Below are 13,674 nucleotides of genomic sequence, written 5' to 3' on the forward strand. Positions count from 1 at the left end.
GCAAAAAAAGCTGCGTCCGTACTGGACGCAGCTTTTTAGTGCAACGGTTGCCGGGACCGCCGCCGGGTCGATCGCGACCCCGCCATTACGCGGTCGTTCGTGACCCGGTCATTCGTGACCCGGTCGTTCGCGACCCGGTCATTCGTGACCCGGTCATTCGTGCCCCGATCGATCCTGATCCCGCCAATCGCTGCACGATTCGCTCACGACAACCGCGAAAGCCAGATTACTTCGGCAGCGAACCGTCCACGCCTTCCACATACCAGTTCAGGCGTTGCAGTTCCGGATCGGTCAGCGTCTTGCCTGCCGGCACCTTCACTGCGCCGGACTGGTCCTTGATCGGACCGGTGAACACGTCCCACTTGCCGCCTGCCAGCTCATCGCGCTTCGCTGCGACCTGCTTCTGCGCATCAGTCGAAATCGCCGACGTATTCAGGTCTTCAAGATTGACGGCCTTCTGCGGAATACCCCACCACACCGGATCGTTTTTCCACTTGCCGTCCAGTACCTGCTGGATAGCCGCGTTGTAATACACGCCCCAGTGCGCGACCACCGACCCGAGATGCGCCTCAGGACCGAACTTCTTCATGTCCGAGTCCCAGCCGAACGCATGCACATGCTTTTCCGATGCGGTTGCGAGCGTCGCGCTCGAATCGGTGTTTTGCAGCAGCACGTCGGCGCCCTGGCCGATCAGCGTTTCAGCGGCCTGCTTTTCCTTGCCCGGATCGAACCAGCTGTTGATCCAGATGACCTTGGTGTGAATCTTCGGATTCACCGAACGCGCACCGAGCGTGTACGCGTTGATGTTACGGATCACTTCAGGAATCGGCACCGACGCAACAAAGCCGAGCGTGTTGGTCTTCGTCACATAGCCCGCGGCGACGCCGGCCAGATACGCGCCCTGATACATGCGCACGTCATAGGTACCGAAGTTCGGTGCCTTCTTGTAGCCGGTTGCGTGCAGGAACACCGTGTCCGGGAAGTCCTTCGCGACCTTCAGTTCGAAGTCCTGATAGCCAAAACTCGATCCGATAATGATCTTGTTGCCCTTGTTCGCCAGATCACGGAACACGCGTTCCGAGTCGGCCGATTCCGGCACGTTCTCGATGCGGGTGATCTTGATCTTGTTGCCAAACTTCGCTTCCGCTTCCTTCGAGCCCTGATCGTGCGCGAAGGTCCAGCCGGCGTCGCCAGGATTGCCGAGATAGACAAACGCAACGCCCGGTGCGTCGGCAGCTTGCGCGGTTTGTGCGAGCGGCGCGGCGAGCGCCAGTGAGGCCGCGCCCCAAGCGAAAGCGGTCAGCAAATTTCTTCTCTTCATGTTCTCTCCTGTCGTGTTTGTCGATTGATTTGAAACGTGTGGTCGGTCATATGAAACGGCAACCCTGTCAGCCCGCCGAGAAAAACGGCTTGCCGAGCGATGCGGGTGCATTCAGACGAATCGTGTTCGGGTTGCGCGAAATCAGTACGAGCACGACGATGGTCGCGACATACGGCAGCATCGCGAGAAACTGCGTCGGCACCGGCACGCCGATGGCCTGCGCGTAAAACTGCAGGCCGGTCACGGCGCCGAACAGCAGCGCGCCAATCAGGAGGCGCCCCGGGCGCCATGTCGCGAACACCACCAGCGCGAGCGCGATCCAGCCGCGGCCCGAGGTGAGTTGCTCCTGCCACAAGTGCAGGTTGACGATCGAGTAATAACCGCCTGCGAGACCCGCCATGCCGCCGCCGAAGGCCACCGCGCCGTAACGCACGCCGACCACCGGAAAGCCGACCGAGTGCGCCACTTGCGGCGATTCGCCGACAGAGCGCAGCACGAGGCCGGCACGCGTGCGGTACAGGAACCACCAGATCACCGCGAACATCAGGAACGCGAGGTAATCGAGCGGTGTGAGGCTGAAGAATGCGGGGCCGAGCACCGGGATCTTCGAGAGCCCCGGAATGGTCCACGTGTCGATCGTGGCGCGCACGGCCGCCGACGTGTACGGCTTGCCGACATAGGCCGACAGGCCGATGCCGAAGATCGTCAGCGAGAGGCCGGTGGCAACCTGGTTGGCGAGCATGGTCAGCGTGAGGAACGCAAACAGCATCGACATCGCGAGACCCGCGCCGATCGCGGCGACCACGCCGAGCCACGGGTTACCGGTAATGGCGGTGACCGCGTAGCCGGTCACGGCGCCCATCAGCATCATGCCTTCGACGCCGAGGTTGAGCACCCCCGACTTCTCGGTGACGAGTTCGCCCGCGCCCGCGAACATCAGCGGGATCGCGGCGGAGACGGCGCTCGAGGTGAGCGCGCTGGCTTGTTGAATATCCATGGAGATCCGGCGAGAAAATCAGTGGGCTTGCGCGGCGACTGAGCGCCGGCGCACGCGATAGTTCACGAACAGGTCGGCACCCAGCAGGCAGAACAGCAGCAGCCCCTGGAACACGCCAGAGAGCGCCTGTGGCAATTGCATCGAGGTCTGCACCGCTTCGCCGCCGAGGTACAGCAGCGCCATCAGGAGGCTCGCGAGCACGATGCCGACCGGATGCAGCCGCCCCACGAACACGACGATGATCGCCGTGAAGCCGTAGCCCGGCGACCATGTCGCCTGCAACTGACCGATCGGACCAGCGATCTCACCCATGCCGGCAAGGCCCGCCAGGCCGCCGCTGATCAGCAGCGACGTCCAGATGGTTTTCTTGTCGGAGAAACCGGCGTAGCGCGCGGCGAGCGGCGCCAGACCGCCGACGTTCATCCGGTAGCCCGCGAAGCTCTTGCGCATGAAGAGCCACACACACGGAATCGCGATCAGCGTGACGAACACCGATGCGTTCAGCCGCGTGCCGCGCAGCCATTTCCAGTGCCAGTCGCCGGAAAATGTCGGATACAGCGCGTCGCCGCTGAACATCTCCGAGAGCGGAAAGTTCATGCCCTGCGGATCGCGCCACGGGCCGCTCACCAGATAGATCAGCAACTGCGTGGCCACATACGTGAGCATCAGGCTGACGAGAATCTCGTTGGTGTTGAAGCGGCTTTTCAGCAGCGCGGGAATCGCGGCCCACGCCATGCCACCGAGCACGCCGGCGACCATCATGGTCGGCAGAATCCACCAGCCGGTGGCCTGATCGAAGTAGATTGCGACACCGCTGGCGGCGATGCCGCCGAGCAGCATCTGCCCTTCAGCGCCGATATTCCAGACGTTGGCGCGATAGCCGATCGCGAGACCAAGACCGATCAGACAAAGCGGCGAAGCCTTCAGCAGCAGTTCGGACCAGCCGTTCACGCTGGCGAGCGGTTCAATGAAAAACGCATGCATGGCTTCGAGTGGATCACGGCCAACCAGGCTGAAGATCAGGAAGCCGATCGCGAGCGTGAGCAACGCGGCGATCAGCGGCACGGCAAGCTGCATCGTGCGCGAGGGCGTCGTGCGTGCTTCGAGTCGATACGGAAGAATCATGGGAGCGTGTGCTTATGTGTGTGCTTGTGTCTGGTTCTGGTGCTTATGGTGCTTTAGCGTCGATCAGCTATCCGATCGCGCATTTATTGGGTCAGGCATGCGCCGGCTGCTCCGCCGACGGCGCCGCGCCCTCGCGGTCGCCGAACAGGCCCGCCATCCAGCGGCCGATTTCCTCGGCGTTGGTCGCCCCCGTGGCACGCACCGGCGAGAGTCTGCCGCCTGCGAGCACCGCGATGCGATCGCAGATGTCGAACAACTCTTCCAGTTCTTCGGAGATCACCAGAATCGCCACGCCGCGTGCGGACAGGTCGAGCAACTGCTGACGAATAAAAGCCGCCGCGCCGACGTCGACGCCCCAGGTCGGCTGTGCGACCACCAGCACCTTGGGCGCCTGCAGAATCTCGCGGCCCATGATGTATTTCTGCAGATTGCCGCCGGAGAGACTTTGCGCCAACGCTTCAGCGCCACCGCAACGGACGTCGAAGGCTTCGATACACCGCTTGGCGAAGGCGCGCATCACGCCCGCCTTGATCCAGCCGGAATTCACCATCTGCTGACGATGCGCCGTGAGCAGCGCGTTTTCCGACAACGTCATTGCAGGCACCGCGCCGCGGCCCAGGCGCTCTTCCGGCACAAAACCGAAACCAAGCGCGCGCCGGCCGCCAGCGCCGAGACGACCTGCCGCCTTTCCGCAGATCGTGACAGCATCGGCACGCGTGCCGCGCTTTTCACCCGAGAGTGCCGACAGCAATTCGGCCTGCCCGTTGCCCGACACGCCCGCGATGCCGAAGATCTCGCCGGCATGCACGCCGAACGACACGTTATCGAGCGAGGTGCCGAACGGGTCGTCGCTCTCCACCGACAACTGCTTCACGTCGAGCAGCACGTCACCCGGCTTATGTTCACGTCGCGTGTAATCCGGCAGCGAATGGCCGACCATCAACTGCGCGAGCGACGCATGCGTCTCTTCTTTCGGCGTCACGTGACCGGTCACGCGGCCGCCGCGCATCACCGTGGCGGTGTCGCACAACTCCTGGATTTCGTCGAGTTTGTGGCTGATGTAGAGAATGCTGCACCCTTCTGCAGCGAGACGCCGCAGCGTCGCGAAGAGCTTGCGGACCGCTTGCGGCGTGAGCACCGAAGTCGGTTCGTCCATGATCAGCAAACGCGGGTTCTGCAGCAGGCAGCGCACGATTTCGACGCGCTGCCGCTCGCCCACCGTCAGGCTGTGCACGTGACGTTGCGGGTCGATATCAAGGCCATAGTCGGCGGAGACTTCGCGGATACGCCTCGCCAGCGTCTTCAGATCGAACGGTTCGTCGAGCGCGAGCGCGATGTTTTCACCGACCGTGAGCGTCTCGAACAGCGAGAAATGCTGGAACACCATGCCGATGCCGAGCTTGCGCGCCGCAGCGGGGCTCGCGATCTCGACCGGCTGGCCTTCCCATTGGATCTCACCGGCGTCGGGACGCACCGCGCCGTAGATGATTTTCATCAACGTGCTTTTGCCGGCGCCGTTTTCGCCGAGCACGGCATGGATTTCACCCGGCGCGACGATCAACGTGACGTCGTCGTTGGCGCGTACGGCCGGATATTGTTTGGTGATGCCATGAAGCATCAACCGGGGCGCCGCCTGTTCCGGCCTGTTTGCCGGCTGCGCGGCGGCGCCGTCGCTATAAGAAGAGTCGCTCATGTGATTCCGTAGTACGTCAGAGACTGCCGGTTACAGCGCGTCCGCCCGCCCTGTCAGCGAGCGATCCGTCACCACAACCGGATGACAATACCTAAATCGACCGGCCCAGTCGAGCCGTCAAAATTCCCCGCAAACCCCCGTCGCAGCGTGCTCTGCGGGTATCCCACTCTTGACGTGGCTTTGTGTTCATATTAAAAGCCATATATACCCACGCCCGTTCGATCAGCCAGAACATATATTTCGGAGAAGTCATGAGTCAGCAACGCGAGGCGATCGATACGTATCTATTACGCGTCTTGCACACCCTGTTGATGGAACGCAGCGTCACGCGCGCGGCCGTCAAACTGAATCAATCGCAACCCGCCATCAGCGCGGCCCTGCGCCGTTTGCGCGACATCACCGGCGACCCGCTGCTGGTGCGCGGCAAATCCGGCATGGTGCCGACCGAGTACGGCCTGCGCCTGCTCGAACCGGTGCAAAACGCGCTGCGCGAGATCGAACGCATCAAGTTCCAGCAGCACAACTTCGACCCGGCAACCTCGATCCGCTGCTATCGGATCGGTTGCCCGGACTACCTGAACGTGCTGTTCGTGCCGACGGTGGTCGAACGCTTTCGTCAAGCCGCGCCGAACGCGACGCTCGAATTTCACTCGCTCGGGCCGGCTTTCGACTACGAACTCGCGCTCGAGGACGGCAAGCTCGACACCGTGGTCGGCAACTGGCCCGAGCCGCCGGAGCAGTTGCACCTGTCGAATCTGTTCGTCGATCAGATCGTCTGCCTGATGAGCAACGCGCATCCGTTCGCCAAACGCGGCGGGTTGACGCTCGACCAATACCTGAATGCCCCGCATCTTGCGCCTACTCCTTACTCGGTGGGCCAGCGCGGCGCGATCGACGTGCATCTCGCGCGCGAGCGCTTAAAACGTCATGTGGTCGTTACGTTGCCATACTTCAATCTGGCGCCCTACGTCCTGATCAAGTCCGATTTGATCTTCACGACCACGCGCCTGTTTGCCGACTACTACGCCAAGTTCCTGCCGCTGACCGTGGTGCCCGCACCGCTCGACTTCCCGCCGATGCAGTACTACCAGTTGTGGCACGAACGCGTGCATTACTCCGACGAAGTCCGCTGGCTGCGCAGTCTGGTTGCCGAAGCCACCAAGACGTTGATCGACAAGCCTTGATCTTTGTGCTGCGGTCTGTCGGCATCCCGTTTTTGTGGATGCCGACAGACCGCCTTCTTCTGTTTCGCCCTTATTCCGTCGTTACTGCAACGTTACGCTGCCGCTTCGTAAAGCGTCTTCGCCAACCGGTTGTGCTGCTCAATGACCGGTCCGAGCTCCAGCGTCGTCAACTGACCATTCTTCACCACCACCTTGCCGCCGATCACGCTATGGCTCACCTGCGACGGCGCGCAGAACACCAGTGCCGCGACCGGATCGTGCAATGCGCCCGCAAACAGCGGCTGACGCAGATCGAAGGACACGAAGTCCGCCGCCATGCCCGGCGCCAATGCACCGATGTCGTCGCGATTGAGCACCTTCGCGCCGCCTAGCGTCGCAATCTCCAACGCTTCACGCGCGGTCATCGCGTCCGGCCCGAAGCCGACCCGCTGCAACAACAGCGCCTGGCGCACTTCCGCGACCATTTGCGCACCGTCGTTCGACGCCGAACCGTCCACGCCCAGGCCCACCGGCACACCGGCAAGCCGCATCCGCTTGACCGGCGCAATCCCCGAGGCGAGCCGCATGTTCGAACACGGACAATGCGCGACGCCGGTGCCGGTGCGGGCGAACAGTGCAATGCCCGCGTCGTCCAGTTGCACGCAGTGCGCGTGCCATACATCGTGACCGACCCAGCCGAGGTCTTCCGCATACTCGGCCGGCGTCATGCCGAACTTCTCGCGGCTGTATGCGATGTCGTTGACGTTCTCCGCCAGGTGCGTGTGCATCGACACGCCGTAATGCCGCGCCATCACCGCCGATTCACGCATCAGGTCGCGGCTCACCGAGAACGGCGAGCACGGCGCCACCACCACGCGCAACATCGCGTAACGCCCTTCGTCGTGGTACGTCTCGATCAGGCGCTGCGTGTCCTTCAGGATGTCCGGCTCACGCTCGACCACCGAATCCGGCGGCAAACCGCCATCTTTCTGCCCCACGCTCATGCTGCCGCGCGCTGCGTGAAACCGCATGCCGATCCGCTGCGCCGCGACGATGCTGTCGTCGAGGCGGCTGCCGTTCGGGTAGATATACAAATGGTCGCTCGAGGTCGTGCAACCGGACAGCAACAGCTCGGCCATCGCCGTCAAGGTAGAGACTTCGATCATCTCCGGCGTGAGGTTCGCCCACACCTTGTAGAGGTTGGTCAGCCAGCCGAACAGTTCGGCGTTCTGCGCAGCGGGAATCGCACGCGTCAGGCTCTGATACATGTGGTGGTGGGTGTTCACCAACCCTGGAATCACCAGATGGCCGCGCATGTCCAGCACTTCGTCGGCCGTTTGCGGCAATTCCGCGGTCGGTCCGACCGCGACGATGCGGTTGTCCTCGATATACAGACCGCCGTCGCGCAGTTCGCGCCGGGCGCCGTCCATCGTGACCAGCACGTCAGCGTGCTTCACCAGCATCGTTTTTTTCGGCTTCGTAGCCGCCTGCTCCATCGTCATTCGTTTCTCCGCTTCATTGCTTCCGTGCAAAGCCGTTCGAACGCGATGTGACAGCACGCCAACCGTGCCGCCGCGTCCCGTCGAACGCCGTTGGCCCGGTTACCCAGCGCATTTCCGCCGTCTTCGGGGTGTGCCGCGCTTCACTCGTGTTTGCTGCAGCGCACAGGTGTAACCTTCGACGGCCAAAATAATGCTGACAACTCGCGCCAGTGCGATACCCAACCTCACGCTGCCGATATAGTGGGCCTTTTTTGGCGCCGGTACGATCGAATCGCACGGCAATAGTCGAACAAATCGACTCGATGTGGCTTTCAGCAGGCTGTCTGTCATGCGCCAGGTATTATCTTTCCTATCTCGCGCGCGCTTAGGTGAACATCCTTTTTACAATGGCTGCCACGGCGCTCGCTTCAATTCGCCGACGGGTATGTAGCCACTGACGTGGAGCCTCGATCCGCCGCAACGTATTCTGGATCGGGCCGCCGCCGAAACCTCGCATTCACATAAGGAAAATTGCGAATGGGAAAGCTCACTACCCACGTGCTCGACACCGCGAACGGCCGTCCCGGCGCGGGCATCAAGGTCGAACTCTTTGCGCTCTCCGGCGACACTCGCCACGCGCTCAAAACCACCACCACCAATGACGACGGCCGCTGCGACCAGCCGCTGCTCGAAGGCGACGCATTGGTCCCGGGCGAATACGAACTCGTGTTCGGCGCCGGCGACTACTTTGCATCGATCGGCACGAAGGTGCCGGAGCCGCGTTTTGTCGACCGCGTCGTGTTGCGCTTCGGCGTGGCCGATGCCGCTGCGCACTATCACGTGCCGCTGCTGGTGTCGCCGTGGTCGTACAGCACCTATCGGGGCAGTTAAGCTGCACCGAGCGTATCGATAGGCGTTGGAGGAAGACGAGGTTGAAGTCGCGCTGGATTTGCGAGCGCGCCCGATTGCACTGTGCGGATCCTTGGAGACACCTGCGAAGCGCAATCGAACGCGAGCGACTCGACCCGAAGTTCCAATAAAAAACGGCGCTGTGCGAACTGAGCGCACCGCGTCTCTCACCCCGCAGTCTGCGCAGCGACACCGTGCATGCCGACAACCCATCAACCGGGTCCCGAAGGCGCAATCAAGGCACAGGTGTCGTTGCGCGTACAACGAATCAGAAGTGGAGGAGTTTCATGGAAGGCTTTATCACTGACTGGCTGAACCTGGCATTGCGCTGGTTTCACGTCATCGTCGCCATCGCCTGGATCGGCGAATCGTTCTATTTCGTCGCGCTCGACAACAGCCTGAAACCGCCTACGGACCCGAACCAGCGCAAGCGTGGCGTGTTCGGCGAGTTGTGGCACGTGCACGGCGGCGGCTTCTACAACATGCAGAAGTACACCGTCGCGCCGCCGGAAATGCCGGACGATCTGCACTGGTCCAAGTGGCCGTCGTACACCACGTGGCTGTCGGGCGCGAGCCTTTTCACGGTGCTGTATCTGCTCGCGCCGTCCACGTACCTGATCGACAAGAACGTGCTCGACATGGGTCCGGTGGTCGCGGTTGCTTCGGCGCTCGGCTTCCTCGCTGCAGGCTGGATCGTCTACGACTCGCTGTGCCGTCTGCTCGGCAACAAAGACAAGGTACTCGGCATCTGCGTCGGCGTTTATGTGGTGATCGCGGCGTACCTCGCGTGCCATATCTTCGCGGGCCGCGCGGCTTACCTGATCATGGGCGCGATGCTGGCAACGATCATGTCGGCGAACGTGTTCTTCGTGATCATCCCGGGCCAGCGCAAGATGGTTGCCTCGATGCTCAAGGGCGAAACGCCGAACCCGATCTACGGCAAGCGCGGTAAGCAACGCTCGGTGCATAACACGTATTTCACGCTGCCGGTGGTGTTCGCAATGCTGTCGAACCACTACGCGATGACATACACGAATCAGTACAACTGGGTCGTGCTGCTGATGATCATGCTGGCCGGCGCGCTGATTCGCCAGTTCTTCGTGATGCGTCACCGTGGCCAGGTGCTATGGTACTTGCCGCTGGTGGGTATCGTGCTGATGTTCGCCGCCCTCTTCTCGACAATGCCGAAGCCGGTCGTGCCGCAAGCACAAGCTGCGAATGCGCCGAGCATCAAGGTGGCCGATATTGCGCCGGTGCTGCGACAGCGCTGCGTGGCATGCCACTCCGCTCATCCGACGATGATGGGCAGTGCGCCGGCCGGCGTGTTGCTGGATACGCCTGACGAGATCTCGCAGAACGCACAGCGGATCTATCAGCAGGCGGTGACATTGAAGGCGATGCCGCTGGGCAACGTCACACACATGACCGACGACGAGCGGATGAAGATCGCCGCGTGGTTCGAAGGCGGTGCAGTGAAGTAATGAGCTCGCCGGGTGCGTTGCCCGGCTTGGCAAAGCAGCATGAAGCGGGCTTTTCGCATGAGCGGGAAGCCCGCTTTTTTGTTTGTCAGTCAGGGTTGCTTATTAAAAATGATAATTAAAATTGTAGCCCAAGAGATACAAATTAAAGTAATTTTGAGAAATTGTAGCCCATAAGGTACAAAACAATAAAACGATCTGTGCCTCATGGGCTACAATATGTACTTACAATTGAAAATTTGATGCCCTGGGGCTACAAATGACCAATCTCGCTGACGTATCGGACATGCTGAAGGCCGTTCGGCGCGAAAGCCGCCTGTCGCAAGAGGAATTGGCCCACCGCGCGGGCGTGGCTCGCACCACCGTCGCGCGTATGGAAACGCTCGCCAAAAACGATATGAGTGTGTCCGTGCTTGTGCGTCTGCTCGAAGCGGCCGGCTACGACCTCAAGTTTGTCGCGCACGGTCACGGGCGCACGCTCGAAGACATCCTGGCTGAACAACGCATGCCGGACACGGACTCATGAGGCTCGACGTTCAGGTACAGGGCAAGCACGTCGCTACGCTGTTTCGCGAGCGCGACGACTACGTCCTCAAATACGATCGTGACGCAACGGCGGCCGATTTCATCAGTCTGACCATGCCGGTACGCGAAGAAGCCTGGCGCTGGCCGCGCGACCTGCATCCGTTTTTCCGGCAAAATCTGCCGGAGGGCTACCTGCTCAATCTGATCCGCGAGCAATTCGGCCCCTTGCTCGACGGCACCGATCTGTCGCTGCTTGCCGTAGTCGGCGCCATGGGGATTGGCCGCGTCACCGTGACACCCGAAGGCGTCGCGCCGGGCACCGAACTGCAACCGTTAGACGTGCAGGACATCCTGCACGGTGACAACACCGCCGAACATTTCGCTGCGCTGGTTCGTGAATATGCGCGCGCGGCCATCTCGGGTGCCGTGCCGAAGTTCATCGCACCTCAAACTGAAGCTTCCAGCGCATCCACACCGACGCCGCTCGGCAAACCGACAATCCGAACCAGCCGCCACATCGTCAAAGGCTCCGACGACAGCACGCCGTTCCTCGGTTTCAACGAGTTCTACTCGATGCGCGTGCTCGAACGGCTTGGCGTAGCGCCGGTCGCGCGCACGCAGATGTCGGACGATGGCCGGGCGCTGATTGTCGAACGCTTCGACGTCGATGCGCATGGGCTGCCAGCCTATGGTGTCGAAGACATGTGCGGCCTGTTAGGTTTGCCGCCACACGAAAAATACAATTCGACCAGCGAAAAAATGCTCAATGCCGCGCGAGCCTACCTGCTCGACCGTGACAGCATGCGCCAGCAACTCGAGCATCTCGCCTGGCACTTGCTGACAAACTACGTCGTACGCAACGCGGACTGCCATACGAAGAATGTCGCGCTGCTCTACACGTCGGTGGATGACGTCGCATTCACGCCTGTCTACGACATCGTCACGACGCAGGCCTATCCGCGTTTCGCGGCCAATCCGCCGGGCCTGCCGATCGACGGCCGTAAGACCTGGGCGGCCGGCAAAACGCTCGAGCGATTTTTCAACACGCGCATGGGAATCGCGCCGCGGCAATACACGCAGATGGTCGAAGCGTTATGCGACTCGGCCGTCGCTGTCGGTCACGAGTTGATTGAAGCGGCGCGCAACGAGCCGCGGTGGCACCACGTCGCGAAACACATGCTCCACGCCTGGGACGACGGCATGGCATCGCTGCGATCGCTGAAGAAAAGCCTGCAGTTCAAAGGACTCAAACCGGCAATCGAAGCCGCGGGGTTCTCCGCGCCGGAGCCGGCGGAACGTGCGCGCGAAGTGATCGGGCACTCACCGCTCTTAGGCAAGCGTAGCTGAAAGATCAGTTGCCCCTGCCGTCGCCTTCCTTAAAAGAAAAAAGCCCACAGCATGTACTGTGGGCTTTTTTACAACCAACCGGCTCAACGTACTACGTTAAAGCAACGACCTCAAACGGTCACCGCACTCAACGCATCTTCAGTGAGCCAAAGCGACTCGGCCAGATCCTGCTCGTTCAGGTTCAACCCATCGCCGCCACGATCGACGACGATAAAGTCGCTCACGTCGCCCAATGCAATCAGCGGATGGTGCCAGACACCCTTCGCATAGTTCACACCTTGCCAGCCGCTCGTCACAAACGCACGGATCTGAGTCGGGTCCAGTTCGCCCGCCGGCGCCACGACCACCAGATACGGCTTGTCGTTCAGCGGCACAAAGGCCTGGCTACCCAGCGGATGCCGTTCAAGCATCTTCACTTCGAACGGCAGCGTGCGCGGCTGACCGCGAAACAGGTTCACCAGCGTACGGCCGTTCTCGTCGGTCACGTCCACCTTCGCGAGATCGTGATAACGGATCGTGGTGCCGAGGTTGATCGGAATCTGCTTCGCGCCTTCGAGTTCGATCACGTCGCCGAATGCGGCGAACGCTTCCTTTGTCAGCGGTTCGATAGCCAGCGTTTTCATTATGCGAGCGTGCCCCACAGACGCAGACGCGACACGCCACCGTCCGGAATGATGTTGAAGCGCACGTGCGTCACCGGACCCAATGCAGCGATTTCGCTTTCGAAATAGTGCTGGTTGTCCATCTTCAGCTTCTGCTCACCCAGCAGCACCGGCCAGAACATGGCCTGCGTGATCAGCGAGCTGTCCGTGCCGCCCGTTACATACGCGGCCTGGATCGAGCAGCGATCCGGATAGTTGCCCTTGAAGTGAGCCGTATCGACTTCGATCTTCTTGATCACACCCGGTTGTGCCAGCGCGACGATCGCCCAGTCATTTCCCGGTTCACGGCGGCGACGCGTTTCCCAGCCGTCACCCATGTTTACGCCGCGGCCCGGCATCAGAATCGTCGACGCTGCACCGAAGTGCTGGTTGTTCGCCGCGACCAGATACGCGCCGTTTTCCATCGCGGCCAGATCGAACTGCTCGGTACGGCTTGCTCCTGCCCAGTCGACTTGCGGCTGGCCATACACACGCAGACGCGCAATACCGCCGTCCGGGTAGATGTTCACGCGCAGGTGCGTGTAAGCGTTCGCGTCGCTGACTTCGTGATAGTGATGGCTATTGCCTTGCAGCGTGGTCGACGGAACGATTTCGGTCCATTGCGTCGACTGGTTCGGTACGCCGTCCACGACTCGCGCACCCTCAACCGAAGCCGCCGGCGGGAAATTACCCGTGAAGTGGCTGGTGTCGAGATCGAGACCCTTGATCACGCCCGGACGCGCGAGCTTCACGACGCACCAGTCGTAGCCGTTCGCGCGCTTGCGGCGCGTTTCCCAGCCGTCCATCCACTTACCGTTGTCGTCGTACTTGCCCGGAATGAAGACGGCCGGCTCCGGATTCAGCATGCGATCCTTCGGTGCGAAGAAATCGTCGCTGGCCTCGAGCGCCTGTGCGCCCAGACGCGGGTCCGCCAGATTCACATAGCGGCGCGTGAATTCCGGTGCGTTGGGGTCGAGAATCGGGAGTGCCATCT

12 protein-coding genes are annotated in these 13,674 nt (G+C 61.7%); 5 read left to right on the top strand and 7 right to left on the bottom strand.

The genetic code is table 11. The annotated features are described in order from the left end of the window. Positions 1–226 precede the first annotated feature (226 nt). The 4 genes from PQR40_RS22725 to PQR40_RS22740 all read right to left on the bottom strand — a co-directional run bounded on the left by PQR40_RS22725 (position 227) and on the right by PQR40_RS22740 (position 5,136). Entirely contained in the window at positions 227–1,321 is a 1,095-nt protein-coding gene (locus PQR40_RS22725) for a BMP family ABC transporter substrate-binding protein (RefSeq protein WP_408509896.1), read from the bottom strand. 67 nt (positions 1,322–1,388) lie between these two features. Further along, positions 1,389–2,318 (bottom strand): ABC transporter permease, encoded by a 930-nt coding sequence (locus PQR40_RS22730; RefSeq protein ID WP_408209637.1) that lies wholly within the window; start codon positions 2,316–2,318, stop codon positions 1,389–1,391. 18 nt (positions 2,319–2,336) lie between these two features. After that, on the bottom strand, positions 2,337–3,443 hold the full coding sequence (locus tag PQR40_RS22735) for an ABC transporter permease (RefSeq protein ID WP_408509897.1): 1,107 nt from the start codon (positions 3,441–3,443) through the stop codon (positions 2,337–2,339). A gap of 91 nt (positions 3,444–3,534) precedes the next feature. Next, positions 3,535–5,136, bottom strand: coding sequence for an ABC transporter ATP-binding protein (locus tag PQR40_RS22740; protein ID WP_408223419.1), 1,602 nt, complete (start codon positions 5,134–5,136; stop codon positions 3,535–3,537). 251 nt (positions 5,137–5,387) lie between these two features. Here PQR40_RS22740 and PQR40_RS22745 point away from each other — a divergent pair, with 251 nt between their 5' ends. Beyond that, positions 5,388–6,320, top strand: a complete 933-nt coding sequence (locus PQR40_RS22745; RefSeq protein WP_172176057.1) for a LysR substrate-binding domain-containing protein — start codon at positions 5,388–5,390, stop codon at positions 6,318–6,320. Positions 6,321–6,412: 92 nt separating this feature from the next. Here the strand turns inward: PQR40_RS22745 and PQR40_RS22750 are convergent, their stop codons facing one another. Then, positions 6,413–7,801, bottom strand: a complete 1,389-nt coding sequence (locus PQR40_RS22750) for an 8-oxoguanine deaminase (RefSeq protein WP_408509898.1) — start codon at positions 7,799–7,801, stop codon at positions 6,413–6,415. A gap of 516 nt (positions 7,802–8,317) precedes the next feature. Between PQR40_RS22750 and uraH the strand changes: the two genes are divergently transcribed. The 4 genes from uraH (at position 8,318) to PQR40_RS22770 (ending at position 12,039) form a co-directional block, all read left to right on the top strand. Next, complete coding sequence (uraH, locus tag PQR40_RS22755; protein ID WP_408223423.1) at positions 8,318–8,671, top strand: hydroxyisourate hydrolase; 354 nt, start codon at positions 8,318–8,320, stop codon at positions 8,669–8,671. Between the two features lie 305 nt (positions 8,672–8,976). Then, complete coding sequence (locus PQR40_RS22760; protein WP_408509899.1) at positions 8,977–10,170, top strand: urate hydroxylase PuuD; 1,194 nt, start codon at positions 8,977–8,979, stop codon at positions 10,168–10,170. A gap of 256 nt (positions 10,171–10,426) precedes the next feature. Beyond that, entirely contained in the window at positions 10,427–10,693 is a 267-nt protein-coding gene (gene relB, locus PQR40_RS22765; protein ID WP_408223427.1) for a type II toxin-antitoxin system RelB family anti-toxin, read from the top strand. Beyond that, a complete protein-coding gene (locus tag PQR40_RS22770; RefSeq protein ID WP_408509900.1) occupies positions 10,690–12,039 on the top strand; it encodes a type II toxin-antitoxin system HipA family toxin in 1,350 nt (449 codons plus the stop codon). Before relB ends, PQR40_RS22770 begins: the two co-directional genes overlap by 4 nt. Positions 12,040–12,149: 110 nt before the next feature. Here PQR40_RS22770 and PQR40_RS22775 read toward each other — a convergent pair whose 3' ends face one another. Both PQR40_RS22775 and alc read right to left on the bottom strand, forming a co-directional pair. Beyond that, a complete protein-coding gene (locus tag PQR40_RS22775; RefSeq protein ID WP_408509901.1) occupies positions 12,150–12,662 on the bottom strand; it encodes an ureidoglycolate lyase in 513 nt (170 codons plus the stop codon). Further along, a complete protein-coding gene (gene alc, locus PQR40_RS22780) occupies positions 12,662–13,672 on the bottom strand; it encodes an allantoicase (protein ID WP_408209660.1) in 1,011 nt (336 codons plus the stop codon). The genes PQR40_RS22775 and alc overlap by 1 nt, the downstream gene beginning before the upstream one ends. Positions 13,673–13,674 lie beyond the last annotated feature (2 nt).

It is taken from the genome of Paraburkholderia sediminicola, from assembly GCF_046026855.1.
Lineage (GTDB): Bacteria > Pseudomonadota > Gammaproteobacteria > Burkholderiales > Burkholderiaceae > Paraburkholderia > Paraburkholderia sediminicola_A.

Bases quoted from the DNA above. Each gene is read 5' to 3' on its own strand.
- PQR40_RS22725 (WP_408509896.1), bottom strand. From the start codon at position 1,321: ATGAAGAGAAGAAATTTGCTGACCGCTTTCGCTTGGGGCGCGGCCTCA.
- PQR40_RS22730 (WP_408209637.1), bottom strand. From the start codon at position 2,318: ATGGATATTCAACAAGCCAGCGCGCTCACCTCGAGCGCCGTCTCCGCC.
- PQR40_RS22735 (WP_408509897.1), bottom strand. From the start codon at position 3,443: ATGATTCTTCCGTATCGACTCGAAGCACGCACGACGCCCTCGCGCACG.
- PQR40_RS22740 (WP_408223419.1), bottom strand. From the start codon at position 5,136: ATGAGCGACTCTTCTTATAGCGACGGCGCCGCCGCGCAGCCGGCAAAC.
- PQR40_RS22745 (WP_172176057.1), top strand. From the start codon at position 5,388: ATGAGTCAGCAACGCGAGGCGATCGATACGTATCTATTACGCGTCTTG.
- PQR40_RS22750 (WP_408509898.1), bottom strand. From the start codon at position 7,801: ATGACGATGGAGCAGGCGGCTACGAAGCCGAAAAAAACGATGCTGGTG.
- uraH (WP_408223423.1), top strand. From the start codon at position 8,318: ATGGGAAAGCTCACTACCCACGTGCTCGACACCGCGAACGGCCGTCCC.
- PQR40_RS22760 (WP_408509899.1), top strand. From the start codon at position 8,977: ATGGAAGGCTTTATCACTGACTGGCTGAACCTGGCATTGCGCTGGTTT.
- relB (WP_408223427.1), top strand. From the start codon at position 10,427: ATGACCAATCTCGCTGACGTATCGGACATGCTGAAGGCCGTTCGGCGC.
- PQR40_RS22770 (WP_408509900.1), top strand. From the start codon at position 10,690: ATGAGGCTCGACGTTCAGGTACAGGGCAAGCACGTCGCTACGCTGTTT.
- PQR40_RS22775 (WP_408509901.1), bottom strand. From the start codon at position 12,662: ATGAAAACGCTGGCTATCGAACCGCTGACAAAGGAAGCGTTCGCCGCA.
- alc (WP_408209660.1), bottom strand. From the start codon at position 13,672: ATGGCACTCCCGATTCTCGACCCCAACGCACCGGAATTCACGCGCCGC.